24 protein-coding genes are annotated in these 22,971 nt (G+C 70.5%); 14 read left to right on the top strand and 10 right to left on the bottom strand.

What is annotated here, in order from left to right; translation table 11 throughout:
• Positions 1 to 52: 52 nt before the first annotated feature.
• The 5 genes from FB384_RS21310 to FB384_RS21290 form a co-directional block, all read right to left on the bottom strand.
• The gene (locus FB384_RS21310; RefSeq protein ID WP_183786582.1) at positions 53 to 880 is read right to left on the bottom strand and encodes a maleylpyruvate isomerase family mycothiol-dependent enzyme; all 828 of its coding nucleotides are present in this window, start codon (positions 878 to 880) and stop codon (positions 53 to 55) included.
• Entirely contained in the window at positions 877 to 1,593 is a 717-nt protein-coding gene (locus tag FB384_RS21305) for a mycothiol-dependent nitroreductase Rv2466c family protein (protein WP_183786581.1), read from the bottom strand. The genes FB384_RS21310 and FB384_RS21305 overlap by 4 nt, the downstream gene beginning before the upstream one ends.
• Positions 1,590 to 2,192, bottom strand: coding sequence for a TetR/AcrR family transcriptional regulator (locus FB384_RS21300; RefSeq protein WP_183786580.1), 603 nt, complete (start codon positions 2,190 to 2,192; stop codon positions 1,590 to 1,592). The genes FB384_RS21305 and FB384_RS21300 overlap by 4 nt, the downstream gene beginning before the upstream one ends.
• 109 nt (positions 2,193 to 2,301) lie before the next feature.
• Positions 2,302 to 2,952, bottom strand: a complete 651-nt coding sequence (locus tag FB384_RS21295; RefSeq protein ID WP_183786579.1) for an RES family NAD+ phosphorylase — start codon at positions 2,950 to 2,952, stop codon at positions 2,302 to 2,304.
• A 75-nt stretch (positions 2,953 to 3,027) separates the two neighbouring features.
• Positions 3,028 to 3,621, bottom strand: a complete 594-nt coding sequence (locus FB384_RS21290) for a MerR family transcriptional regulator (RefSeq protein WP_183786578.1) — start codon at positions 3,619 to 3,621, stop codon at positions 3,028 to 3,030.
• Positions 3,622 to 3,711: 90 nt separating this feature from the next.
• On the opposite strand from FB384_RS21290, the gene FB384_RS26945 reads away from it, so the two are divergent.
• Both FB384_RS26945 and FB384_RS21275 read left to right on the top strand, forming a co-directional pair.
• Entirely contained in the window at positions 3,712 to 4,038 is a 327-nt protein-coding gene (locus tag FB384_RS26945; protein WP_183786577.1) for an ArsR/SmtB family transcription factor, read from the top strand.
• Positions 4,039 to 4,040: 2 nt separating this feature from the next.
• Entirely contained in the window at positions 4,041 to 5,444 is a 1,404-nt protein-coding gene (locus FB384_RS21275) for an SRPBCC family protein (protein WP_221213495.1), read from the top strand.
• A 132-nt stretch (positions 5,445 to 5,576) separates the two neighbouring features.
• Here FB384_RS21275 and FB384_RS21270 read toward each other — a convergent pair whose 3' ends face one another.
• Positions 5,577 to 6,851: a M14 family metallopeptidase gene (locus FB384_RS21270; RefSeq protein WP_183786576.1), complete on the bottom strand. Its 1,275-nt coding sequence runs from the start codon at positions 6,849 to 6,851 to the stop codon at positions 5,577 to 5,579.
• A 273-nt stretch (positions 6,852 to 7,124) separates the two neighbouring features.
• Between FB384_RS21270 and FB384_RS21265 the strand changes: the two genes are divergently transcribed.
• Positions 7,125 to 7,781, top strand: a complete 657-nt coding sequence (locus tag FB384_RS21265) for an SAM-dependent methyltransferase (RefSeq protein WP_183786575.1) — start codon at positions 7,125 to 7,127, stop codon at positions 7,779 to 7,781.
• Between the two features lie 21 nt (positions 7,782 to 7,802).
• Here FB384_RS21265 and FB384_RS21260 read toward each other — a convergent pair whose 3' ends face one another.
• Complete coding sequence (locus FB384_RS21260) at positions 7,803 to 8,480, bottom strand: MBL fold metallo-hydrolase (protein ID WP_183786574.1); 678 nt, start codon at positions 8,478 to 8,480, stop codon at positions 7,803 to 7,805.
• 114 nt (positions 8,481 to 8,594) lie between these two features.
• Here FB384_RS21260 and FB384_RS21255 point away from each other — a divergent pair, with 114 nt between their 5' ends.
• From FB384_RS21255 to FB384_RS21245, 3 genes are all read left to right on the top strand, one after another.
• Complete coding sequence (locus FB384_RS21255; protein WP_323985391.1) at positions 8,595 to 9,776, top strand: acyltransferase family protein; 1,182 nt, start codon at positions 8,595 to 8,597, stop codon at positions 9,774 to 9,776.
• A 156-nt stretch (positions 9,777 to 9,932) separates the two neighbouring features.
• Entirely contained in the window at positions 9,933 to 12,791 is a 2,859-nt protein-coding gene (gene uvrA, locus FB384_RS21250) for an excinuclease ABC subunit UvrA (RefSeq protein WP_183786573.1), read from the top strand.
• A gap of 98 nt (positions 12,792 to 12,889) precedes the next feature.
• Positions 12,890 to 13,342 (top strand): SRPBCC family protein, encoded by a 453-nt coding sequence (locus FB384_RS21245; RefSeq protein WP_183786572.1) that lies wholly within the window; start codon positions 12,890 to 12,892, stop codon positions 13,340 to 13,342.
• Between the two features lie 108 nt (positions 13,343 to 13,450).
• Here FB384_RS21245 and FB384_RS21240 read toward each other — a convergent pair whose 3' ends face one another.
• Positions 13,451 to 14,818 carry a cation:dicarboxylate symporter family transporter gene (locus FB384_RS21240; RefSeq protein WP_183786604.1) on the bottom strand — a complete coding sequence of 456 codons (1,368 nt, stop codon included), beginning with the start codon at positions 14,816 to 14,818 and terminating at the stop codon, positions 13,451 to 13,453.
• 246 nt (positions 14,819 to 15,064) lie between these two features.
• On the opposite strand from FB384_RS21240, the gene FB384_RS21235 reads away from it, so the two are divergent.
• Positions 15,065 to 16,825 (top strand): sensor histidine kinase, encoded by a 1,761-nt coding sequence (locus FB384_RS21235; protein ID WP_323985390.1) that lies wholly within the window; start codon positions 15,065 to 15,067, stop codon positions 16,823 to 16,825.
• 27 nt (positions 16,826 to 16,852) lie between these two features.
• Positions 16,853 to 17,560 (top strand): response regulator, encoded by a 708-nt coding sequence (locus FB384_RS21230; RefSeq protein ID WP_183786570.1) that lies wholly within the window; start codon positions 16,853 to 16,855, stop codon positions 17,558 to 17,560.
• On the opposite strand, the gene FB384_RS21225 is transcribed toward FB384_RS21230, so the two are convergent.
• Positions 17,533 to 18,408, bottom strand: coding sequence for a phosphotransferase (locus FB384_RS21225; protein WP_183786569.1), 876 nt, complete (start codon positions 18,406 to 18,408; stop codon positions 17,533 to 17,535). The genes FB384_RS21230 and FB384_RS21225 overlap by 28 nt on opposite strands.
• A gap of 32 nt (positions 18,409 to 18,440) precedes the next feature.
• Between FB384_RS21225 and FB384_RS21220 the strand changes: the two genes are divergently transcribed.
• Entirely contained in the window at positions 18,441 to 18,815 is a 375-nt protein-coding gene (locus FB384_RS21220) for a RidA family protein (RefSeq protein ID WP_183786568.1), read from the top strand.
• A gap of 81 nt (positions 18,816 to 18,896) precedes the next feature.
• On the opposite strand, the gene FB384_RS21215 is transcribed toward FB384_RS21220, so the two are convergent.
• Complete coding sequence (locus tag FB384_RS21215) at positions 18,897 to 19,316, bottom strand: DUF1844 domain-containing protein (RefSeq protein ID WP_372497761.1); 420 nt, start codon at positions 19,314 to 19,316, stop codon at positions 18,897 to 18,899.
• Between the two features lie 244 nt (positions 19,317 to 19,560).
• Here FB384_RS21215 and infC point away from each other — a divergent pair, with 244 nt between their 5' ends.
• The 5 genes from infC (at position 19,561) to pheS (ending at position 22,937) form a co-directional block, all read left to right on the top strand.
• Complete coding sequence (infC, locus tag FB384_RS21210) at positions 19,561 to 20,184, top strand: translation initiation factor IF-3 (RefSeq protein ID WP_183659378.1); 624 nt, start codon at positions 19,561 to 19,563, stop codon at positions 20,182 to 20,184.
• A gap of 106 nt (positions 20,185 to 20,290) precedes the next feature.
• The gene (rpmI, locus tag FB384_RS21205; protein WP_183659239.1) at positions 20,291 to 20,485 is read left to right on the top strand and encodes a 50S ribosomal protein L35; all 195 of its coding nucleotides are present in this window, start codon (positions 20,291 to 20,293) and stop codon (positions 20,483 to 20,485) included.
• Positions 20,486 to 20,547: 62 nt separating this feature from the next.
• Positions 20,548 to 20,925, top strand: coding sequence for a 50S ribosomal protein L20 (gene rplT / locus FB384_RS21200; protein ID WP_183786567.1), 378 nt, complete (start codon positions 20,548 to 20,550; stop codon positions 20,923 to 20,925).
• A gap of 32 nt (positions 20,926 to 20,957) precedes the next feature.
• Complete coding sequence (locus FB384_RS21195) at positions 20,958 to 21,725, top strand: TrmH family RNA methyltransferase (protein ID WP_258937830.1); 768 nt, start codon at positions 20,958 to 20,960, stop codon at positions 21,723 to 21,725.
• Positions 21,726 to 21,869: 144 nt separating this feature from the next.
• Complete coding sequence (gene pheS, locus FB384_RS21190) at positions 21,870 to 22,937, top strand: phenylalanine--tRNA ligase subunit alpha (protein ID WP_183786566.1); 1,068 nt, start codon at positions 21,870 to 21,872, stop codon at positions 22,935 to 22,937.
• Positions 22,938 to 22,971: the final 34 nt, after the last annotated feature.

The raw sequence follows: 22,971 nt of genomic DNA, 5'->3' as shown, positions 1-22,971 counted from the left end.
TCTCGTCCGCGGGGACTCGCGGACGAGACGATCGAGGACGGGACCCGTCGGGTCAGATGGTGAAGGCCAGGTTGCGCACGATCCGCCTGCCGAGTTCCGTGTCTCCGGAGTACTCCACATCGGACAGCCGGTCCTCGGCGGCCACACGGCCACCGGCGAGCCGCGCGAACAGTCCCGCTTCCAGCCGCAGCGTGGCGGTGGCCGGACCCGGGAGCTCGGGCACCACGGCGGCCCTGCCGTCGACGGCGACGTGCACGGTGCGTCGCAGCGGTCCGGTGAGCTCCAGGGTCACACCGGCTCCGTCCGGGGCAGCCGCCCGCTTACCGATGACGAAGCCGAGCGATTCGGCGAGCTCGTCGAACGACTGCTCCGCGCACGGACCGGCCTCGTGCCCCGGCAGGCCGACCGCGTCACGGACGTCCTGCTCGTGCAGCCAGGTGTCGAAGACCCGGATGCGCATGAACCGGCCGTACGTGCCGCGTCCCACCGGGGTCCACGACGGCGCGTCGAAGTCCTCCTGCGTCATCGCCCGCAGGGCCTCGCCGCGGCGGGAGACGACGTCGCGGAACCGGTCGAGCATCCGCGGTGCGTCCCAGTCCCGCATGGACTGCACCCAGCGTTCGTTGAACGCCGCGATTTCGTTGCGCACGTGGGGCAGTTCGGTCACGTCGATGTCCGGGTCCGGAGTCTGCTCGCCGAGCAGCGATGCCTCGGTGCCGATGACGTGCGCGACGACGTCGCGTACGGTCCAGCCGGGCAGTGCGCTCGGCCGGTCCCATGCCGCCGCGGGCAACGACGCCAGTAGGGCGTCCAGTGACTCCCACTGCGCGGCGAGCGCCCCGGTGATCGCGTCCTTGTCGAAGCCGGTCGTCGTGGTCACGAGGTGGTCTCCCGTTCGTCTCCGAGTTCGATGATCCGTCCTCTGTCGACGCTCACCCAGTCCCTGCCGCGCAGGTACGGGTCGAGCGCGTCGGCGATGGCCCGTTCGTCGCGGGCGGCCTTGGGCCGCTGCAACTCGTAGACGTGCGGGAACTCCAGCATGCCGGTGACGACATCCCACAGCCGCACGGCGGCGGCACCGTCGGGTGGGTCCACCAGCACCGGGCCGAACAGGCACTGCCCGTCGGGGAACAGCAGCGTGGGCACGCCGAAACCGCCCGCGTCCAGCACACGCTGGTGGTCGGCCTTGATGTCGTCGTGGGTGGACGGGTCGGCGAGCGCCTCGTTCAGCAGTGCGGCGTCCGCGCCGATCTCGGTGAGCAGCCGCCGCGCCGTGTCCGGCTCGTGCGGTGTGCCGCCGTCCAGGTGGAGCTCCCGGCCGATCCTCGCGTACCAGGCGTCGAGCAGCGCGGCGTCGCGGCGGCGCAGCAGTGCGGCGATGCGCATCAGGGACCAGCCGTACGACCACGACCGTTCCCACGGGTGTTTCTTGCCCTCGAACCGGTTGATCTCTTCCAGGCTGAAGAACCGCCAGTTGACCGTCAGTCCGGTGTGTGCGCGGACCTCTCGGATCCAGCGTGAGGTGTGGTAGGCGAACGGGCACATCGGGTCGAAGTGGAAGTCCACCTCGGACCGCGCGGACTGCACTGTCATACCGCCCCTTCTCGCAGATGCACGTCGATGAGGTCGTGCAGCGTCGTGGCGACGTCGGCCGCGGAGTGACCGCCGACCTTCGCCAGCAGGATCTGGCCCTGGGTGTGGGCGAGCAGGGAGTGCGCCAGCCGGTCGGGGTCCACCCCGTCGCGCAGTGCGCCGTCCTGCTGTGCCCGGTGGCAGATCACGGCGAACTCGCGCTCCCATCGTGCGAAAGCCGAGGCCAGGTGGTCGCGCAACGCGTCGTCGACGGTGGACAACTCGGCGGCGAGGTTGCCGAATGGGCAGCCGACCACCCTGCCGAAGGTGGACTCGAAACGGGCCTGGATGGCTCCCACGGCGTCGGCGACCCCGTGGAGCCGCGCCGCCGCTGACTCGCCGGAGGTGGCCGCGAGCCGGTCGATCAGCGCGTCGGTGTGGAGGTCCACGACGGCCTTCGCCAGCTCGGCCTTCGAGGGGAAGAAGTGGTAGAAGCTGCCTTTTCGCACGTCGGCCGCGGTGCATACGTCGTCCACGCTCACCGAGCCGTAGCTGCGGGACAGCAGCAGCCGGGCGGACGTGCGAACGATCCGCTCGCGGGTGTCGCCGGTCCGTCCCATGGCGAGACCGTAGCGCTAGTTGACCGGTCGGTCAACGGAAATGGCATGGAGGCCGGACGCGAGCGGCGCTGCGCTCGGCGGTTCCGGTGGATGCGGTGGCGCGGGAGGCTCAGTCGAGGAGGACGTAGCCGAGTTCGCGGCACACCCGCGCCAGCGGTACGTCCAGCCCCGGGTGATCGAGTCCCAGCAGGATGTCGGGTGACGCCGGCAGAGCCGAGCTTGCCGGGGGATCCCAGAGGCACACCGCGGGTTCCCCGCCGTCCATCGACGAGCGGTACCAGAGCCCGTCGAGGTCGGGCAGTTCGGCGCGGACCGCCCGTGCCCACGCCTGGGTGACCTTCTTCGGTCCGCTGGAGATCTCCTGGGACGCGCCGACCCGCGTGGGCCACAGGCCGGACAGGTCGAGCAGGTGCAGTGTGCGGGACGGCCGGACGACGACGAGGTGAGGTCCTCGCGTCCTGCGGTCCACTGTGGATGTCGTCTGGAAGACCTCGGCGATGCTCGTGCGCACCGACAGTCCGAAGTAGAGGACGCCGTGGTCGGGCCGGTGCTCCGGCGTTTCCGCGACGGGGTGCGGATCGAACCGGGCGTGGGCGATCGGCCCCGTGCGGCGGAACGTGTCCCAGCGTTGGGGATGGTTGCCACGTGCCGCGAAGACGCGCACGAGCCGTGTGGCCGGATGGACCGCGACGATGTCCTCGTCCCGGCGGAGGTGCTCGCGGAGGACCTCGCCCGGGGGAGGCAGGGGTAACCGTGCCATGACTGTGCCGACGTGCTCCTCGGTGCGCGGTCGGGGGATGAATGCGGTCGGGAACGGGGCGTAGCCCGACAGGGCTCAGGCGGGCGTTCCGAGGGTAGCGGCCAGTTCGGCGACGCGCGCGGGGTCACCGCCTGCGAGTAGCCAGTCGCGGGGTGTCGCGGGCGTGTCCCCGATGAGCAGGTCGGGCTGTGGCGTGGTCATGAACCCGGCGACGGCCAGCGCGGGCTGGTCGTCGGGGACGGCGCGCAGCACGACGTCGAGGCCGGGTACGGCGCCGTCGGCGGTGAACTGCCATGCGGGCAGTCGCCATCCGCCGTGTCCCTTCCAGCCGGCCAGGCGGTGCTGCTTGAGGCGGTGGCGGACGCGGCTGTCGTCGACGCCGAGCCGTGCGGCCGTCTCGGTGACGGTCAGCGCGGAGTCGGCGAACACCGCCTGTGTGGCGACGGCGTTGGCGCGCGGATCCGGTTCGGCCGCGCCGGCGGCCGACAGGTCGAGGCCCACGTCGGTGAGGACGTCGCGTTGTGCGGCCGAGAAGAAGTGTGCCGGGTCCGGGTCGCCGGGGGACAGGCGTCGTGCGGCCTGCTCGACGAGCGCCAGGAACTCGGTGGCGTCCACCTTGAGTCCGGTGCGGGCGAGCACGTCCTCCAAGGCTGTCGTCGCGCTGGTCATGCGCCCAGGTTAACACGCGCGTGCGCATTCGTGCGCTCGAAAGATGTGGGTCCCGTGGACAGAATATGCCGAGGTAGTTATATTACTGATGTGGCAAATACGTTCGAAGTGCTCGCGGAGCCACGGCGACGGGAGATCCTGGACCTGCTGCGTGGGAGCGAATGCCTGGTCGGTGAGCTGGCGGGGCGGCTCGACCTGACGCAGCCTGCCGTGTCGAAACACCTGCGCGTGTTGCGGGAGGCCGGACTGGTCTCCGTGCGGCAGGACGCGCAACGACGGTGGTACCGGCTGCGGCCGCAGCCGCTCGCGGAGATCGACGCCTGGCTCGAGCCGTACCGCAGGCTGTGGTCCGACAGTCTCGACGCGCTCGAACGCCACCTCGACGAGATGCCGGACCACCCCGAGACGGAGGAGTAGACGTGACCGACACCCAACGGCGCATCGACGGTGGCTGGCAGCTGCGGTTCGAACGCCGGTACGCCCACCCGCCCGCCAAGGTGTGGCGAGCGCTGACCGACCCCGAGCATCTCAGCGCCTGGTATCCGTTCCCGGTCGCCGAACTCGACCTGCGGGTCGGCGGCATCATCCGGTTCCGCGAACCGGACGGCACCCCGACCGACCTCCACGCCGAGATCACCGAGCTGGAGCCGCATCGCCGCCTGGCCTTCACCGAGTTCGACGAGGAGACCGGTGAGCACCGACTGCGGCTGACGCTGGAGCCGGACGGCAGCGGCTGTGTGCTGACGTTCGAGCACACGTTCGCGGACAATCCGTGGGCCGAGCAGACCTTCACCGGTTGGCAGGGCTGCCTCGACGCGCTGCAGGCCACGGTGCGCCGGATCGACCTCGGAGCGCTTGACGACATCGACGGCAGGCCCGTGCTGCGGTTCGAGCGCAGCCTGGCCCACCCTCCGGAACGCGTGTGGCGTGCCCTCACCGACCCTGCCGAGGTGGCGCAGTGGTTCCCGGTGGGCGTTGACACCGTCCCCGAAGTCGGCACCGTCCCCGAAGTCGACACCGTCCCCGAAGTCGGCGCACCGATGCGGTTCACCACGGACATGCGCGGGGAGTTCGCGGAGGGGCAGGTCCTCGAATGCGAGCCGCCGAAGGTCTACGCCTTCCGTTGGGCGCGGTCGGTGTTGCGGTTCGAGCTCGTGGCCGAGGCCGGTGGCTGCCTGCTGCGGTTCAGTCACACGCTCAACGGCACCGACACCACGGGAGATCGGCCGTCGGTGGCACGGCAGGGCCCCGGCTGGGAACAGTGCCTCGACGGGCTCGCCGCCGTGCTCGACGGCACCGCGCCGCCGGACCGCGACAGGCTGTGGTTCCTGGGCCGCGCGGAGACTTACGTCGAGGAGTACCGCCTCGCCGACGGCACGTGGTCGCGCAACGGGGACACCGTCGAGATGCGTGTCGAACGCGATCTCGTGCAGAACCCGGAGGTGGTGTGGTCCACGCTCACCGAGGGGGACCCGCCGGTGGTCGGCGCAGCGGCGCCGGTGCGCTTCACCCACGGCTACCTGGAGCCTGGCGCGGTGACCGGTGTCGAACCGGGCCGGGCTGTCGACTACGCCGTGGCGGGCGGTGCCGTCCGATTTGAGTTGCGCGACCAGGAGCCGATCGGCACGCGGCTCGTCGTCACGCAGACCCTGCCGGTCTCGGCCGATGCGGCGCTCGCGCTCGCGGCCTGGCACACGCACCTGGAGCTGCTGTTCGCCGCGCTGCACGGCGACGTGCGCTGCCCGTGGCCGGAGGAACGGACCGAACAGCTGCGCCGCCGGTACGCCGAACGGGACGGACGGCAGGCTTCGGCAGGGGAGTAGGCCCGCCGGGTCGCCCGGTCCCGCGTCGGGCGCAGCGCTCGCGGTGCTGAACGCAGGACACGCGGTGCTGAACGCAGGACACGCGGTGGGCCGGCGGATCTCCGTCCACCGGCCCACCGCCTGCAGCACTCGTTACGCCCCCGCCTCCCGGAGGAGGATGTCGACCGCCTGGTCGTTGCGCTCGGTCTCCGGCGCGATGTCCTCGTCGTCGGGGTAGAACCCGTCGAGTCCGAAGCCGTCGGCCGGGTACATCTCGAACGTGAAGCTCAGGATCCGGTGCTCGCCCCACATCCAGCCGTTGACGTCGCCGTCGGTGACGTAGAGATCGCTCGACTGCTGCGGGGTGTAGCCGTTGCTGTCGGCCAACTCCCGGCCCACGTCCTGGAACCGCTGTGCCTGCTGTTCGGTCATGTCCTCGGTGACGTCGTCGGTGGTGTGCCCGAACGGCCACAGCACCAGCTCACCGTAGGTGTGGAAGTCGATGTGTCCCTCGAGCTGTTGCTCGCCTCCGACGACGCGGGAGTTCACGAAGTCGCGCACCGCCGCCGTCTCGGGCGCGGAGAACCCGGACTCGCCGCGGTAGGTGTCGGAAGCCGGATCACCGCTGGATCCGTCGCAGCAGCCCCACTTGTAACCCCAGTTGCGGTTGAGATCGGTGCCCTGGCCCTGCCGGTTCTTCCGCCAGCCCTGGTATTGGCCGCCTTCGATGTCGTGCTCGGAGCCGTCCGGGTTGACCGTCGGGATCACGTAGATCTCGCGGCTGTCGACGAAGTCGGTGACGGTTTGGTCGGTGCCGTAGCCGTCGGTGAAGCGCTCGACGATGCGCAGGCACATCTCTGTGGTCAGGTGTTCGCGGGCGTGCTGGTTGCAGGTGAACAGCACTTCGGGTTCGTCGGAGTCCTGCGCTGCGTCGGCGCTGATCTTCATGAGCGGGATCGTGCGGCCCTCGTGGCTGCTGCCGACGTCGGAGAGCTGTGTGATGTCCGGGTGGTCGGCCGCAGCGTTCTCGAGCAGCGTGGTCAGTTCGGAGTAGGTGTGGAATCCCTCGTCGCCCTCGGGGAACTCGTCCGCGGCGGCCCTCGCCTCCGACGGGTCGGGATTGCGTTCGGCGAGCATCGCGTCGAAGTCGCCGATCGTGGTGAGGTCGACCCCTGCACCGCGCAGCTGCGAGGCCTGCGCCGGGTCGGCGACGACGGTGAGCGTGTCGCCGCGGGAGCCGAGGACGTCGACGCCCGACCGGGAGATCGCACCCCGGTCGGCTGCGTCGGGGGTGATCTCGTAGACGCCGCGGTCGGGGGCCGTCGCGCCCTCATCCGTCGCCGGGCCCTGGGCACCCGCGGGTGCCGCCGTGGCGAGCAGTAACAACAGTCCGGTGGTCACGCTGAGTGTCCGACGTGTGATCCGCATGTGATCAGGCTGGTCGCGGACTCACGGGCCGACAACCAACCTAAGTCGCGCGTCGTTCCCATCGGGCGCGCCGCGGATGTCTTGACCTCCAGGGCGCTCGAGGTTGCACGCTGGACTCGGGCCGCCCGGCCGATCGGCCGGAACTCCGGACCGCCGCGCCAGTCGAATCACCCCGCTCGGCCGCACGATCGGATGACTGGGCAGCCCGGGGAGCGGCCAGACAGAGCCGCCTACAAGACAGAGCCACCCGAGTCACCTACCAAGGGGAGCGTCATGACGGAAACGGTCGGACGGGAGATCTTCGAGAGCGCCTACGCCGAGGGGACGCCGGACTGGGTGATCGGCCAGGCGCAGCCCGCGGTCGTCGAGCTGGAACAGGCGGGGCGGATCACCGGCCGGGTGCTCGACGCGGGCTGCGGCGCCGGAGAACACACGATCCACCTGGCCGAACGCGGCCACGACGTGCTGGGCATCGACTTCTCCGACGGGGCGATCGCGTTGGCCCGTCGCATCGCGGCCGAACGCGGCGTGGCGGCCACGTTCCGGGTGGCCGACGCACTCGCCCTCGGCGACGGCGCGGCAGGAGGGGACCTCGGCGCGCCGTTCGACACCGTCGTCGACAGCGCCCTGTTCCACGTCTTCGGAGCCGCCGACCGGCGTCGTTACGCGGACGCGCTGCACCGGGTCACGCGGACGGGCGCGACGGTGCACCTGGTCGCGCTCGCCGAGACAGAGGAGCCGGGTTTCGGTCCGAGGATCAGCGATTCGGCGATCCGGGAGGCGTTCACCGACGGGTGGACGGTCGACGAGCTGACGGCTCACCGGTATCGCGCGGTGGCTCATTCCCAGGAACACGCGGACGGGCTCGGCGTCCGGCCGGGCGAGCTGGTGGATCTGCCCGCGTGGCTGGCACGCATCCGCCGCCACTGAGGTTTCACCAGCAGCGGCGGTTCACCAGCCCCGGTCGCGCCACTCCGCCAGCTTCGGACGTTCGGCCCCGAGCGTGGAATCGTCGCCGTGGCCGGGGTAGAACCACGTCTCGTCCGGCAGCTCGCCGAACACCCGCGTCTCGACGTCGTCCAGCAGCGAGCGGAACTCCTCCTCGGAGTTCGTCTTGCCCACCCCGCCCGGGAACAGCGAGTCACCGGTGAACAGGTGCGGGCCGCCGGTCGGATCGCGGTACAGCAGTGCGATCGAGCCCGGGGTGTGCCCGCGCAGGTGGATCACCTCGAGGGTGGAGTCCCCGACCGAAACCGTGTCCCCGTGCTCGACCAGGTGGTCCGGAGGCACGGGCAGCGGATCGGCGTCGGCGGGGTGCGCCGCGGTGTAGGCCCCGTTCGCGCCCGCCACCGCGCCGAGTGCCTGCCAGTGATCGGGGTGCTGATGCGTCGTGACGATCGTGCGCAGCGTCGGCCGGTCCTCGGCGTGGCCGATCAGATCCGAGATGCGCTCGGGGTCGTTGGCTGCGTCGACCAGCAGTGCCTCGTTCGTCGCCCGGCACACCAACAGGTACGCGTTGTTGTCCATCGGGCCGACCGACAGTTTCGTGATGGTCAGCGCATCGAGGGTGCGGCGGGCGGCGTCCCCGCCCGGCTCGACGTGACCGGTGTAGGACTCGACGACGTTCACGCTCCACACCGTATTACGTGCCCCGGGGCGGAGGCGACGGGCACCGTCGCTACAGTCCCAGGTCCGGACCAGGCTGCACCGACGGGCGGGCGGCGATGTCGGAGGGGGAGCGACGTGACCTCAGCGGCACCGGACCGGGGCGCCACCACGAACCGGCGTATGAGCTGGGACGTCATCCGGGTCGTCGCGATCACCTTCGTCGTGGCCGGGCATGTCACCGGTGGAGCCGCGCTGATCCCCGACATCGAGGCGTACCCGGTGTCGCTGCGGCTGCCGTTCGGCACGTTCACCCTGCTCGTGCTGTCGGGCTACTTCATGGGGCCGACCGTGCGGAAACTGAGCGCGGGCCGGTGGCTGCAGTCCCGGTTGGCGCGCATCCTGCCGGCCTACGTGGTCGCGATGCTGGTCACGTTCCTCGTGTTGCGGATCGTCGCGCCGATCTTCAACGGCGAGGAGGAGGGCCCCTGGTACCTGCCGGGGGCGGGCGATCTGGTGCGGAACCTGCTGCTCGTGCACGAGTGGACGGGGAACATGCACCGCAGGATCGACGCGTCGTACTGGACGCTGCCGGTGCAGGTCGCGGCGTTCGGCGCGGCGGCTGCGCTGTGCTGGTACTGGCGCCGCCACGGGGCGCACCGGTTCCGGCCCGCGGTCGCGGTGTGGGGTGTGATCGCGGTGTCCGCAGTCTCGCCGGTGCTGAGCGGGATCGCCAGGGTCGTGCCGACGGCGACCGGACTGTACTTCGCGCACCTGTTCGCGGCCGGTGCGGCGATCTGGCTGTGGTCGCAGCGCCGGCTCGCCGGGCCGAACCTCGCCGCGATGCTGGCCGCGGTTCTGGGGCTCCAGCTGTTCCGATCGAGTGAGCCGCAGTGGCTGATCGTCACCTGCCTCGGGGTGATGCTCGGGCTGATGTGTCTGGCGGCACGGGGGCCGGACTGGGACCGGGTGCTGGGGCTGCTGCGGAGGCCGATCTCGTGGCTGGCCGGGATCAGCTTCGGCATCTACCTCGTGCACCAGAAGCTCGGTTATGTCGTCGCGCGGGTGCTCACCGGCATGGAGATCGAGCCGTGGTGGCTCCGGATGGGCCTGGTGCTGACGGCGATCGTGCTGGCGGCGTGGGCGCTGACCGTTCTCGTCGAACGTCCGCTGTACCGGTTGCTGGGGCCGTCGAAGAGGCGGCAGGCCGAAACCCGCCCGGACGTCGGCACCGGCCGCGCGGGCCGGGATGTGGCCACCGCGGCGGACGCCGGCGAGGGTTCCGGGCCCGGCGAGGCCGCCGTCCCCACCCGCGGGTGAGCCGCGCCGCGCGACGGCGGCGCCGATTCTGTCGGGGGGCCGACCTAGCATGGAGAGCGCCGGGGCCCGCGTTCTGCTCGCCCCGTGTCCGACCTCGCGTCACGCGGGCCCTGTCGCGGCCCGCACCGCCATGCACCAGTGAAGGGACCATCGCCGGTGGCTGACAGTCTTGTAATCCGCGGCGCCCGCGAGCACAACCTGCGCGGGATCGACATCGACCTGCCGCGCGACAGCCTCATCGTGTTCACGGGACTGTCCGGATCGGGCAAGTCGAGCCTGGCGTTCGACACGATCTTCGCGGAGGGGCAGCGGCGTTACGTCGAATCGCTGTCGGCCTACGCACGGCAGTTCCTCGGCCAGATGGACAAGCCCGACGTCGACTTCATCGAGGGCCTCTCGCCCGCGGTGTCGATCGACCAGAAGTCCACGTCGCGGAACCCGCGCTCGACGGTCGGCACGATCACCGAGGTCTACGACTACCTGCGGCTGCTGTACGCGCGGGCGGGCAAGGCGCACTGCCCGCAGTGCGGCGAGGCGATCAGCAAGCAGACCCCGCAGCAGATCGTCGACCAGGTACTGGACATGGAGGCCGACGTGCGCTTCCAGGTCCTCGCGCCGGTGGTCCGCGGCCGCAAGGGCGAGTACGTGGACCTGTTCTCCAACCTCCAGCAGCAGGGCTACGCGCGGGCCCGCGTGGACGGCACGGTGTACTCGCTGACCGAGCCGCCGAAGCTGAAGAAGCAGGAGAAGCACGACATCGGCGTCGTCGTCGACCGGCTCAAGGTCAAGCCGAGCGCCAAGCAGCGGCTCACCGACTCGGTCGAGACCGCGCTGCGCCTGGCCGACGGGCTCGTCGAGCTGGAGTTCGTCGATCTGCCGGAGGACGATCCGCACCGCATCCGCGGCTTCTCCGAGAACCTCGCGTGCCCGAACGGGCACGCCCTCACGGTCGAGGACCTCGAACCCCGGTCGTTCTCCTTCAACTCGCCCTACGGTGCCTGCCCGGACTGCACGGGCATCGGCATCCGCAAGGAGGTCGACCCGGAACTGATCGTCCCTGACGAGGACCTCGCACTCGGCGACGGCGCGGTCCAGCCGTGGAGCGGCGGGCAGAGCGCCGACTACTTCGAACGGCTGCTGACGTCGCTGTCGGAGGCGATGGGTTTCCGCATGGACACGCCGTGGCGCAAGCTGCCGGCCAAGGTGCAGAAGGCCGTGCTCTACGGCGTCGACGAACAGGTCCACGTGCAGTACCGCAACCGGTACGGCAGGCGGCGCAGCTACTACGCGAACTTCGAAGGTGTCATCCCGTTCCTGGAACGGCGACACGAACAGACCGAGTCCGAGCACACGCGGGAGCGTTACGAGGGCTACATGCGCGAGGTGCCGTGCCCGTCGTGCCAGGGCACGCGCCTCAAACCGGAGATCCTCGCCGTCACCCTCGAACACGGCGACTACGGCGAGCGGTCGATCGCCGACGTCTGCGCCCTGTCGGTGTCCGAGGCCTCGGAATTCCTCGACGGGCTCGTGCTCGGCGAGCGGCAGGCGATGATCGCCGGAGCGGTGCTCAAGGAGATCCAGGCCCGGCTGCACTTCCTGCTCGACGTCGGACTCGACTACCTCTCGCTCGACCGCGGCGCGGGCACCCTGTCCGGCGGCGAGGCGCAGCGCATCCGGCTGGCCACGCAGATCGGCTCCGGCCTCGTCGGCGTGCTGTACGTGCTGGACGAGCCGTCCATCGGCCTGCACCAGCGGGACAACCAGCGACTGATCGACACGCTCAGCAGGCTGCGCGACCTGGGCAACACGCTCATCGTCGTCGAGCACGACGAGGACACCATCAAGGCCAGCGACTGGGTCGTCGACATCGGCCCCGGCGCCGGCGAGCACGGTGGGCGGGTCGTGCACAGCGGGCCGTACTCGAAGCTGGTGAAGAGCAAGAAGTCCGTCACCGGTGATTACCTGGCCGGCCGCAAGGAGATCCCGGTGCCGGACATCCGGCGGCCGGTGAACAAGAAGCGCCAGCTGACGGTCGTGGGCGCGCGCGAGCACAACCTGCGCAGCATCGACGTCTCGTTCCCGCTCGGCACGATGATCTCCGTGACGGGGGTGTCCGGTTCCGGCAAGTCGACGCTCGTGAACGAGATCCTCGCGACCGTGCTGGCGAACAAGCTCAACAACGCCCGCCAGGTGCCGGGCAGGCACACCCGTGTCAACGGGATGGCGAACGTGGACAAGCTCGTGCGCGTGGACCAGTCGCCGATCGGCCGTACCCCGCGTTCCAATCCGGCGACCTACACGGGCGTGTGGGACCGGCTGCGCAAGCTGTTCGCCGAGACGACCGAGGCCAAGGTGCGCGGCTACCAGGCGGGCCGGTTCTCGTTCAACGTCAAGGGCGGCCGCTGCGAGGCGTGCGCGGGCGACGGCACCCTGAAGATCGAGATGAACTTCCTGCCGGACGTCTACGTCCCGTGCGAGGTGTGCAAGGGCGCCCGGTACAACCGCGAGACCCTCGAGGTGCACTACAAGGGCAAGACGGTGGCCGAGGTCCTCGACATGCCGATCGAGGAGGCCGCGGAGTTCTTCGAGCCGATCAAGCCCATCCACCGGTACCTGTCGACGCTGGTCGACGTCGGGCTGGGATACGTGCGGCTCGGCCAGCCCGCGCCGACGCTGTCGGGCGGTGAGGCCCAGCGTGTCAAGCTCGCCAGCGAGCTGCAGAAGCGTTCCACCGGGCAGACGGTCTACATCCTCGACGAGCCGACGACCGGTCTGCACTTCGAGGACATCCGCCGGTTGCTGGACGTGGTGCAGGGCCTGGTGGACAAGGGCAACACGGTGATCGTCATCGAGCACAACCTCGACGTCATCAAGACCTCGGACTGGGTCATCGACATGGGGCCCGAAGGCGGCAGCGGCGGCGGAACCCTCGTCGCGGAGGGCACCCCCGAGGACGTGGCGGCCAACCCGGACAGCTACACGGGCCGGTTCCTCAAGCCGTACCTCGACCGCTGACCGGCCGGCCCGCCGACGGATCGGGTCACACCGGTCATCGCCGGACGCGAGTGTCGCGCTGCTGGGCCACCACGCGGATTGCTGGGACACTACGAGGCGTGTCGCTGAACCGCTATCAGTTCCGAACCTCGTGGTTGGTGCCGTCCCCGTCGCACGCCGTGTTCGCGGCACTCGTCGACCTCGCCGGATACCCGGAGTGGTGGCCGGACGTGCGGTCGGTGACCAAAGTGGATGACGACACGGCCGAACTGGTCTGCCGCGCGAGCCTGCCGTTGGCGTTGCGGTTGCGCATGACGCGGGTCGAGGAGAACGAGTCCGCCGGCCGGGTGGCTGTGGCACTGTCGGGCGATCTCGAGGGCACGCTGACCGGACGGCTGGAACCGGGCGGCTGCGGTACACGCCTGGACATCCGGCAGCAGGTCGTGGCGCGGAAACCGGTGCTGCGGACGCTGTCGCCGGTGGCCCATCCGGTGTTCCGGCTCAACCACGCGCTGATGATGCGCCGCGGCCTCCGTGGCCTGCGTGCGTACCTGACGGCGACCACGACCTGACGCCACGCGAGGGCCGCGGGGACCTGCCGGCGCGCAAGCCGGTCCCCGCGGCGATATGGCGGACCCGCGTGCGCCGGGTGGCACGCGGGTCCGCATCACCGCGGCGGATCAGACCGTCGCCGGCTGCCTGTCCTGCCGTTCCGCCTCGGGACCGTCGCCCGTGGCGTCACCGGCGTCGCCGGCACCGGAGCCGTCGGCACCCGGGGAACCGTGGTCGTCGATCAGGGTCGCCTCGTTGAACGGGTCCTGTTTGGTCAGCACGCGGTGCAGCTGGTCGCGGTCGAGTCCCTTGGTGATCGATCCGATGAGGACGGTGGCCACGGCGTTGCCCGCGAAGTTCGTCAGTGCACGCGCCTCCGACATGAACCGGTCGATACCGAGGATGAATCCGACACCGTCCACGAGTTCGGGCCGGTGCGACTGCAGACCGCCCGCGAGGGTCGCGATGCCCGCCCCGGACACGCCTGCGGCCCCCTTCGACGCGATGATCATGAACACCAGCAGCGAGATCTGCTCGCCGATCGACAGCGGGCTGCCCTGGGCGGTCGCGATGAACAGGGTCGCCATCGTCAGGTAGATCGCCGTGCCGTCGAGGTTGAACGAGTACCCGGTCGGCACCGTGATGCCGACGACCGGTTTCGAGACGCCGAGGTGCTCCATCTTCGCGATGAGCCGCGGCAGCGCCGACTCGGACGACGAGGTCGACACGATCAGCAGGAACTCGCGGCCCAGGTAGCCGAGGAGCTTGAAGATGTTCACCCGCGCGCCGAGCCACAGCACCGTGCCGAGTACGGCGAAGATGAACACCAGGCAGGTCAGGTAGAACCCGATCATGATCACGGCGAGGCTGCGCAGCGCCTCCCAGCCGGTCTCGCCGACCACCGCCGCGATCGCTCCGAACGCGCCGACCGGGGCCACCCACATGATCATCGCAAGGACCCGGAACACGAGGCGCTGGATGTGCTCGATACCCCGTAGCACCGGCTTGCCCGTGGGTCCCATCTTCTGCAGTGCGAACCCGACCAGCAGCGCGACGAGCAGCGTCTGCAGTACCGAGCCGTCGGTGAACGCCGACACCATCGATTCGGGAATGATCCCGAGCAGGAAGTCGACGGTGCCCTCACCGCCTTCGGACGCCTGGTTCTGGACCTCGGACACGGCGTTCGGGTCCAACTGCATCCCCTCACCGGGGTGCAGGATGTTGCCGACGACCAGGCCGATGCCGAGCGCGAAGGTCGACATGACCAGGAAGTAGCCGACCGCCAGCACGCCGACCTTGCCGACGCTCGCGGCCTTCGCGACCGAGCCGATACCCAGCACGATGGTGCAGAAGATGATCGGGCTGATCATCATCTTGATCAGATCGACGAAACCGCTCCCGAGCGGTTTGAGATTCGTCGCGGTCTCGGGAAACGCGAAACCGACGACGATACCGAGCAGCACTGCGACGATCACGAAGATGTACAGGTAGTGCATCCTGTCTCGGCGTTTGGGCGCCTGCTCGGAGATCTCGGGCTCCGTCGTGGACGATTCGGGCAACGTTGCCTCCTCACGAAATGTCGCCTGCGATGAGGTCGTGACGTGCCGCGTTCCGGCAGCGGGTGCGGACGTGCGTGACCGCCACGGAGATCACCACTGGATTACCGGCGACTATCGGCGGCGCCGTGAGCGAAGTCCACCTTGTGTTCATTTCGTTCGCGGGCGCCTGCTCTCATGGGAGTCGTGCGTGTTCGATCGACCGCGCCACCGAGACGGTGGAGCCTGGCGCGGCAGCTCCTGGTGTTGCAGCTGGTCGTGGTGGCCGTCCTGGTCGCGGTCGGCGCGGTCCTGGCGTACATCGACGCCTCGGACGCGACCGAGGAGGCCGCGAGGGAGGAGGTGACGTCGGTCGCGGTGACGCTGGCCGATTCGCCGGACGTGCCCCAGGCCGTTGCACGGCGGGACCCCAGTAGCGCGCTCCAGCCCTTCGCGGAGAAAGTGCGCGCCGACACCGGCGTCGACTTCATCACGATCATGGCGCCGGACCGGACCCGGATCACGCATCCGGATCCGCGGCGCATCGGGCAGCCGTTCATCGGGACCGTCGGACCTGCGCTGCAGGGGCGGCTGCTGACCGAGACCTACACCGGCACCCTCGGCCCTTCGGTGCGTGCGGTGGCGCCGGTACGGGATGCGCAGGGCAGGATCGTGGCGCTGGTAGCCGTGGGCATCACGCTGAAGGCGCTGTCGCACGAGCTCACCGGCCGGCTCGTGCTCGTGGCGCTCGTGGCGGGCGGCGTGCTGCTCATCGGCGGTGCGGGCAGCTACCTCGTCAGCAGACGGCTCGCACGGCAGACCCGGGGCGTCGCTCCGGCGCAACTGTCGTCGATGTTCGAGTACTACGAGGCGATCCTGCGGTCGGTGAGGGAAGGCCTCGTGCTCGTCGACGGTGACGGCGTCGTGGTGTTGTGCAACGACGCCGCGCGCGAGCTGCTCGGCGTGGCGACCGATCCCGCGGGGACCGCCGTGAGCGATCTGGACCTCGCCGCCGACCTCGCGCGCACGTTCGTCTCGCGCGAGCCCGCCACCGACGAACTGCACATCACCGACACGCGGGTGCTGCTCGTGAACACCGCGCCGGTGCACGCGCGGGACCGGGCGATGGGCAACGTCGTGACCCTCCGCGACCACACCGAGTTGCAGTCACTCACCGGCGAGCTCGACACGGTGCGCGGTTTCGCCGAGTCGCTGCGTTCCCAAGCGCACGAATCGGCCAACCGGCTGCACGCGGTGGTCTCGCTCGTCGAACTCGGCAGGACCGACCAGGCCGTGGCGCTGGCGACGGCCGAACTGGAAACGGCGCAGGAGCTGACCGACCGGGTGGTGGGCGCGGTCTCCGAGCCGGTGCTGGCGGCGTTGCTGCTGGGAAAGTCCAGCGAGGCCGCCGAGCGCGGCGCCGATCTGACGCTGACCCCCGACAGTTCGGTGGACGAGACCGCACTCGCCGTGCCGGCCAGGGATCTCATCACGATCCTCGGCAACCTGATCGACAACGCCGTCGACGCGGCCGTCGACCACGCGGCCGAGCGCGCACCGCGAGTGGCCGTCACCGTGCGAGCCGACGAGACCGAACTGCTGCTGCGTGTCGCCGACAGCGGTGCCGGCCTCGAACCGGACGTCGTACCGGGCATCTTCCGGCGAGGCTGGTCGACCAAGCCGGACGGGACCGCCGGCGACCGGGGGCTAGGGCTGGCCCTCGTCGGGCAGACCGTGCGCCGGCACGGTGGCACGGTCGACGTCTCCCGCGGTGACGAGGGCGCCGCCGACGTGGGTGGTGCGGTGTTCACCGCGCGGATTCCGCTGGGCCGGTCCACGGCACGCACCCCGGACGACACCGTTGCCCCGGACGACACCGCCGCCGGGGACGACATCGGAGCCGCGGACCCGGCGGGTGGAGCCGGCGACCAGGACGGCGGCGCCGGCCGGGACGGCAGTGCCGGTTGAGTCGTACTGGGTAGGCTTCGCGGCAGGATGATTGCGGTGCTGGTGGTGGAGGACGATCCGGTCGCGGCCGAGGCGCACCGTGCGTACGTCGAGCGACTTCCCGGCTTCACCGTCGCCGGGGTCGTCCATTCCGGTGCCGAGACGGTGCGGTTCTGCCGCACCCGGCCCGTGGATCTCGTCCTGCTGGACTTCTACCTGCCCGACACCCACGGCCTCGCCGTGTGCCGCACCCTGCGGGCCGACGGCAACACGGTCGACGTCATCGCCGTTACCTCCGCCCGCGACCTGGGCGTCGTGCGCGCCGCGGTGTCGGCAGGGGTGGTGCAGTACCTGTTGAAACCGTTCACGTTCGCGGCGTTGCGGGACAAACTCGAGAGCTACGCGCGGTTCCGCGACAGCGCCGCCCAGCCCGGCGAGGTCGACGGGCAGGCGGAGGTCGACCGGATGCTCGCCACGTTGCGCACCACCGAGCACGCCGCCCTGCCGAAAGGCATGAGCGGCGAGACGCTCGAGGCGATCTCGGCCGTACTCGCCGATGCCGCGCGCGAGGACGCGTCCGACGACGGCGAGGGCATGTCGGCGGCCGCGGTGGCCGACGCGGTCGGCGTCGCCAGGGTCACCGCGCGCCGGTACCTGGAGTACCTCGCCGACAGCGGACTCGCCCGGCGTAAGCCGCACTACGGCGGGGTCGGCAGGCCCGAGGTGCGCTACGCGGCGATGTCGCGGAAGGCGTGACGGCGGCCGGGATCGTCCTCGGTGGCGGCCAGCCGGGCCGCGAACGCGCGGCACCACGCCCACAACCGCTCCACGTCGACGTCGATCAGGTCCGCGAGCTCCCCAGCCGTGGCGCGCCAGCGCGCGGGGTCGCCGAGGACGACCCAGTCGATCGCGTCGGAAGCCGGGTCGGCGAGGCACGGCCGCGGGTCGATCGCCACGAGCCCGCGCGCCGCGTTCCCGGGCGGCAGCACGTTGCCCGGATGCAGGTCGCCGTGGGCGAGCACGAGCCGCGGCGGCGCCGCGGCGAGTTCCCGTGCCAGCGCGTGCCCCCGTGCGAGCGCCGCGACCTGGTCGGGATCGCCTGCCGCACGGTCCTGCCACAGTGTGAACAGCAGGTCCGTACGGTCCGTCGGCGGGCCGAAACCCCGATCGGCGGCGCGGTCCGCCGAGCTGCTCCCGTGGAGCGCGCGGATCAGGTCCGCCACGTCGTGGAGCGGGGCCGGTGCCGGCCGGTCTGCCAGCGTGGTCTCCGAAGGGAGCGCCTCGAGGAGCAACGCGCCGCCGGCCTCGGCGTACACGGCCGGCACCCGGCCGGTCGGCGCCCACACCCGAAGTGCCGCCGCCTCCGCCGTCGCGATCGCGGCGTCGGGAGTGATCTTGAGGATCGCGGCGCGGCCCGCGGTGCGGCATCGCAGGACCAGCGACGTGTTGCCGCTGCCCACCGGTTCGCCGAGGTCCAGTTCCCAACGTGCAGCCAGGTCGCGCAACAGCCCGGGCATTTCGGCCCACCACGTGTCGGCGGCGGAACCGAACCGCCTGCGGAGGCGGTCCCGTGCGGCCGCGGCACGGGCCGAGAACAGGTCCATCGCCAGTCTTTCGATCCGTAGGGTGGACGGCCATGACGAGCATCAGTACCGGCAGAGCGCCGAAGCCGGTCGCCAACTACTCACAGGCTCGGCGCAAGGGAAACATCGTGCAGGTCGCGGGCCAGGTCGGCATCGACCCGGCGACCGGCGAGGTCGTGGCGGGCGATGTCGGCAGCCAAACCCGGCAGGTGCTGGCGAACATCGAGGCGATCCTCGACGAGGCGGGCGCGAGTATGACCGACGTCGTCATGCTGCGCGTCTATCTCACCGAACCGGCGCACTTCGCCGAGATGAACGCCGCCTACAACGCGCTCGTCCCGGAACCGTTCCCGGCGCGGACCACCGTCTACGTCGGCCTGCCGCCCGGTTTCCTGGTGGAGATCGACGCCATGGCCGTGCTCGGTTAGGCGGCTGCCCTGCTGAGGCGTCCGAGCGGGTCGTCGGCGGCGGATCGGACTCGCGGCAACAGCCGCTCGTCGAGGTGCGGCTCAGTGCACGGGGCCGGTGTACTTCTCGCCGGGACCCTGGCCGGGGGCGTCGGGGACGGCGGACGCCTCGCGGAACGCCTTCTGCAGCGACTGCAGACCGTCCCGCAGGGGAGCGGCGTGCACGCCCAGGTACTCGGCCGAGGCGGTGATCAGGCCTGCCAGCGCGGTGATGAGTCTGCGGGCCTCGTCCAGGTCGCGGCGCGGGCTGGACTCCGGGTCCTCGTCGGCGAGGCCGAGCCGCTCGGCCGCCGCCGACAGCAGCATCACCGCCGCGCGGCTGATGACCTCGACGCTGGGGATCTCCTCGAGCTCACGCACGGCCTCGGCCGGGTCCGCGGCGTCCGGGGAGACCGCCGAGGCGGCCGCTCCGGCTACGGGATTATCGCCGGTTTCCGGTGTGTTGAAAGAGTCGTCGACCACGTCTGGTACCCTTCCATGTGCGACCAGCTCCCGAGCGATCGGGGGCCGCAAGTGGAGCCCCGCTCCCACCCGCGTCGCCGCCATGCGAAGGCGGCCGGGTCCGGTCCCGCAGTATTCGCCGTCCGGTGAATGCCAGCGGAACGTCTCGTGGCAACGCAGCACCGCTGCAAAGCTTCGAGGCCGCGATCGGATTGATGGGCCCCGCACCGAGGTACTCAGAGTACCGGTGACCGGGGCCCGTGGTATGTGGGCACTGTGGGCACCAGGGTCGAACGAGAACCAGCGACACTTGGACCAAGGAGGCCCCATCAGCTCCGAGACGCGCATCAATGAGCGCATCCGAGTCCCCGAGGTTCGCCTCGTGGGACCGAACGGCGAGCAGGTCGGCATCGTCCGCATCGAGGACGCCCTGCGGCTCGCCGAAGAGGCCGATCTCGACCTCGTCGAGGTGGCCCCGCAGGCGCGGCCGCCGGTAGCCCGGCTCATGGACTACGGAAAGTTCAAGTACGAGTCCGCGCAGAAGGCCCGCGAGTCGCGCCGCAACCAGCAGATGACCGTCATCAAGGAACAGAAGCTGCGGCCGAAGATCGACCCGCATGACTACGAGACGAAGAAGGGGCACGTGTCCCGCTTCCTCGCTCAGGGCAACAAGGTCAAGGTCACGATCATGTTCCGCGGTCGCGAGCAATCCCGCCCGGAGCTGGGGTTCCGTCTGCTGGAGAGGCTTGCCGAGGACGTGTCGGATCTCGCCTTCATCGAGTCGAAGCCGAAGCAGGACGGCCGCAACATGATCATGGTGCTGGCCCCGCACAAGAAGACGAAGACCAAGTCGAAGGCGACGAAGGAAGCCGAGGGCGCCGAGTCCTGACCGGCCCCCATCACGGCAGCTCGCCCGGGAGCGATACGGACGCTTCCGGGCGGCCACGTGTGCAGCACGCCGCGAGCCGGCGTGCTGCCGTTCGAAAGAGGGAAGAATGCCGAAGAACAAGACGCACAAGGGGACGGCCAAGCGCGTCCGCGTGACGGGCAAGGGCAAGCTCCGTCGTCAGCGTGTCGGTCGCCGGCACCTGATGGAGCACAAGCCCACCAAGCTCACCCGGCGCCTCGAGGGCACGACCGACGTCGCCGCTTCCGACGTGCCCCGCGTCAAGCGGCTCCTCGGTCGCTGACTTTCCCGCACCCGCCGTAACCACCGGGGCGCCAGGCGCCCCCCGAACGACAGGATGGATCCGTGGCACGCGTCAAGCGGGCGGTGAACGCCCAGAAGAAGCGTCGCGCAACACTCGACATGGCCAGCGGCTACCGCGGCCAGCGTTCGCGGCTGTACCGCAAGGCCAAGGAGCAGACGCTCCACTCGTTCCAGTACTCGTACCGGGACCGCCGTGCCCGCAAGGGTGACTTCCGCCAGCTGTGGATCACCCGGATCAACGCGGCCGCCCGTCAGAACGGCATCACCTACAACCGGCTCATCCAGGGCCTGAAGGCCGCCGGTGTCGAGGTCGACCGCAAGATCCTGGCCGAGCTCGCCGTGAACGACGCCGAGGCGTTCGCCTCGCTGGCCGAGGTGGCCAAGCAGCACGTCAACACCGACGAGAAGAAGTCGGCCTGACCGCGCGCACGTCACGACCCGGGGCTGTCACCGTGTTCACGCACAAGACGCCCCGGGTCGTTGCTGCTCGGCGCCTGACCACGAAGTCGGGCCGCGACGACGCCGGGCGTTTCCTCGCCGAGGGCGCCCAGGCCGTGCGCGAGGCCCTGCGCTTCGGACGGGTGCACGAGTTGTTCGTGACCGAGACGGCTGCCGAGCGGCACGCCGACCTCGTCGCCGAGGCGCCACGGGTGTCGCTGATCGACCGCCGCGCCGCCGAACTGCTGTCCGAGACGGTCTCACCGCAGGGGCTTATCGCGGTGTGCGACACCGTGACGGTGCCGCTCGACGAGGCGCTCAGCGGGCAGCCACGCCTGGTCGCGGTGCTCTGCGACATCGCCGATCCCGGCAACGCGGGCACGGTGCTGCGCGTGGCCGATGCCGCCGGTGCCGATGCCGTCGTGTTCGCGGGTGACGCGGTCGACGCGCACAACGGCAAGTGTGTCCGCGCTTCCACCGGCAGCCTGTTCCACCTGCCGGTCGCCAGGGAACGAGACACGGCCGCCGTGCTCGAGGCCTGCGGCCGGGCCGGGCTGCGCACGATCGCGACGGACGGCCACGCGGAGCAGGAGCTGCCCGAGGTCTCGCTCGACGGTCCGATCGCGTGGCTGTTCGGCAACGAGGCCCACGGCCTGCCCGCCGAGGTGACCGCGGCCGCCGACGACGCGGTGCGCGTCCCGATCGCCGGTCGTGCCGAGAGTCTGAACCTCGCGACCGCTGCCGCGGTGTGCCTGTACGCCCGCGTGGTCCGCGACGGGTGAGCCGTCCGCGGCGTCCTGTTGTGCGCACCGAGGGTGATCGGTGGCAGCGCAGGGCCGGTCATTAGAATCCGAAGAGGCGTCGGCAGACGCCGCGGGGCATGTCCCGTGTCCTGACGATCTCACCAGCTCACGCGCCGAGGAGACATGTCCGAAGCCAGCGATAAGCAGTCCGCCATCGGGGGAGAGGCACTTGCACCCGAGACGTTGCAGGCGGCGGTGACCGCGGCCGAGCAGGCCTTCGCCGCTGCGGCAGACCTCGACGAGCTGGCGGCGGTCAAGCCCGCTCACCTCGGCGACCAGGCGCCCGTGCCGCAGGCGCGCCGCGCGATCGGCTCGCTGCCCAAGGAGGAGAAGGCCGACGCGGGCAAGCGCGTGAACGAGGCGCGGCAGGCGGTGCAGACCGCCTACGACGAGCGCCTGGCCGCCCTCAAGGCCGAGCGGGACGAGAAGGTGCTCCAGGACGAGGCCGTCGACGTCACGCTGCCCTGGGACCGGGTGCCCCGCGGTGCCCGGCACCCGGTGACGACGATCGCCGAGCGCATCGCCGACGTGTTCGTCGGCATGGGCTACGAGATCGCCGAAGGCCCCGAGCTCGAAGCCGAGTGGTTCAACTTCGACGCGCTGAACTTCGGCAAGGACCACCCGGCGCGGCAGCTGGCCGACACGTTCTACGCGGGCGAGGAGGACTCCAACCTCGTGCTGCGTACCCACACCTCACCGGTGCAGGCGCGCACACTGCTGCACCGCGACCTGCCCGTCTACATCGTGTGCCCGGGTCGCACCTTCCGTACCGACGAGCTCGACGCGACTCACACGCCCGTGTTCCACCAGGTCGAAGGTCTCGCCGTGGACAAGGGCCTGACGATGGCGAACCTGCGCGGCACGCTCGACGCGTTCGCGAAGGCGATCTTCGGTGAGGAGTCGGGAACGCGGTTCCGCCCCCACTTCTTCCCGTTCACCGAGCCGTCCGCCGAGGTGGACGTGTGGTTCCCGGAGAAGAAGGGCGGCGCGGGCTGGGTCGAATGGGGCGGCTGCGGCATGGTGAACCCCAATGTGCTGCGTGCGTGCGGCGTCGACCCCGAGATCTACTCCGGCTTCGCGTTCGGCATGGGGCTCGAGCGGACGCTGATGTTCCGCAACGGCATCCCCGACATGCGGGACATGGTGGAAGGCGACATCCGGTTCACCGCGCCGTTCGGGACGGAGGCCTGATGGCCCGCCCCGGACCCCGGCACGGCACCGTGAC

This window comes from Prauserella sediminis, from assembly GCF_014195435.1.
GTDB classification, from domain to species: domain Bacteria; phylum Actinomycetota; class Actinomycetes; order Mycobacteriales; family Pseudonocardiaceae; genus Prauserella; species Prauserella salsuginis.
This window is presented reverse-complemented; position numbering and strand designations above follow the sequence as displayed.

Excerpts from the sequence above, each read along its gene's own strand:
- FB384_RS21265 (WP_183786575.1), top strand. The coding sequence starts at position 7,125 with ATGACGGAAACGGTCGGACGGGAGATCTTCGAGAGCGCCTACGCCGAG.
- FB384_RS21225 (WP_183786569.1), bottom strand. The coding sequence starts at position 18,408 with ATGGACCTGTTCTCGGCCCGTGCCGCGGCCGCACGGGACCGCCTCCGC.
- FB384_RS21290 (WP_183786578.1), bottom strand. The coding sequence starts at position 3,621 with ATGACCAGCGCGACGACAGCCTTGGAGGACGTGCTCGCCCGCACCGGA.
- FB384_RS21305 (WP_183786581.1), bottom strand. The coding sequence starts at position 1,593 with ATGACAGTGCAGTCCGCGCGGTCCGAGGTGGACTTCCACTTCGACCCG.
- infC (WP_183659378.1), top strand. The coding sequence starts at position 19,561 with ATGTGGGCACTGTGGGCACCAGGGTCGAACGAGAACCAGCGACACTTG.
- FB384_RS21300 (WP_183786580.1), bottom strand. The coding sequence starts at position 2,192 with ATGGGACGGACCGGCGACACCCGCGAGCGGATCGTTCGCACGTCCGCC.
- pheS (WP_183786566.1), top strand. The coding sequence starts at position 21,870 with ATGTCCGAAGCCAGCGATAAGCAGTCCGCCATCGGGGGAGAGGCACTT.
- FB384_RS21220 (WP_183786568.1), top strand. The coding sequence starts at position 18,441 with ATGACGAGCATCAGTACCGGCAGAGCGCCGAAGCCGGTCGCCAACTAC.
- FB384_RS21240 (WP_183786604.1), bottom strand. The coding sequence starts at position 14,818 with ATGCACTACCTGTACATCTTCGTGATCGTCGCAGTGCTGCTCGGTATC.
- FB384_RS21295 (WP_183786579.1), bottom strand. The coding sequence starts at position 2,952 with ATGGCACGGTTACCCCTGCCTCCCCCGGGCGAGGTCCTCCGCGAGCAC.
- rpmI (WP_183659239.1), top strand. The coding sequence starts at position 20,291 with ATGCCGAAGAACAAGACGCACAAGGGGACGGCCAAGCGCGTCCGCGTG.
- FB384_RS21230 (WP_183786570.1), top strand. The coding sequence starts at position 16,853 with ATGATTGCGGTGCTGGTGGTGGAGGACGATCCGGTCGCGGCCGAGGCG.
- FB384_RS21270 (WP_183786576.1), bottom strand. The coding sequence starts at position 6,851 with ATGCGGATCACACGTCGGACACTCAGCGTGACCACCGGACTGTTGTTA.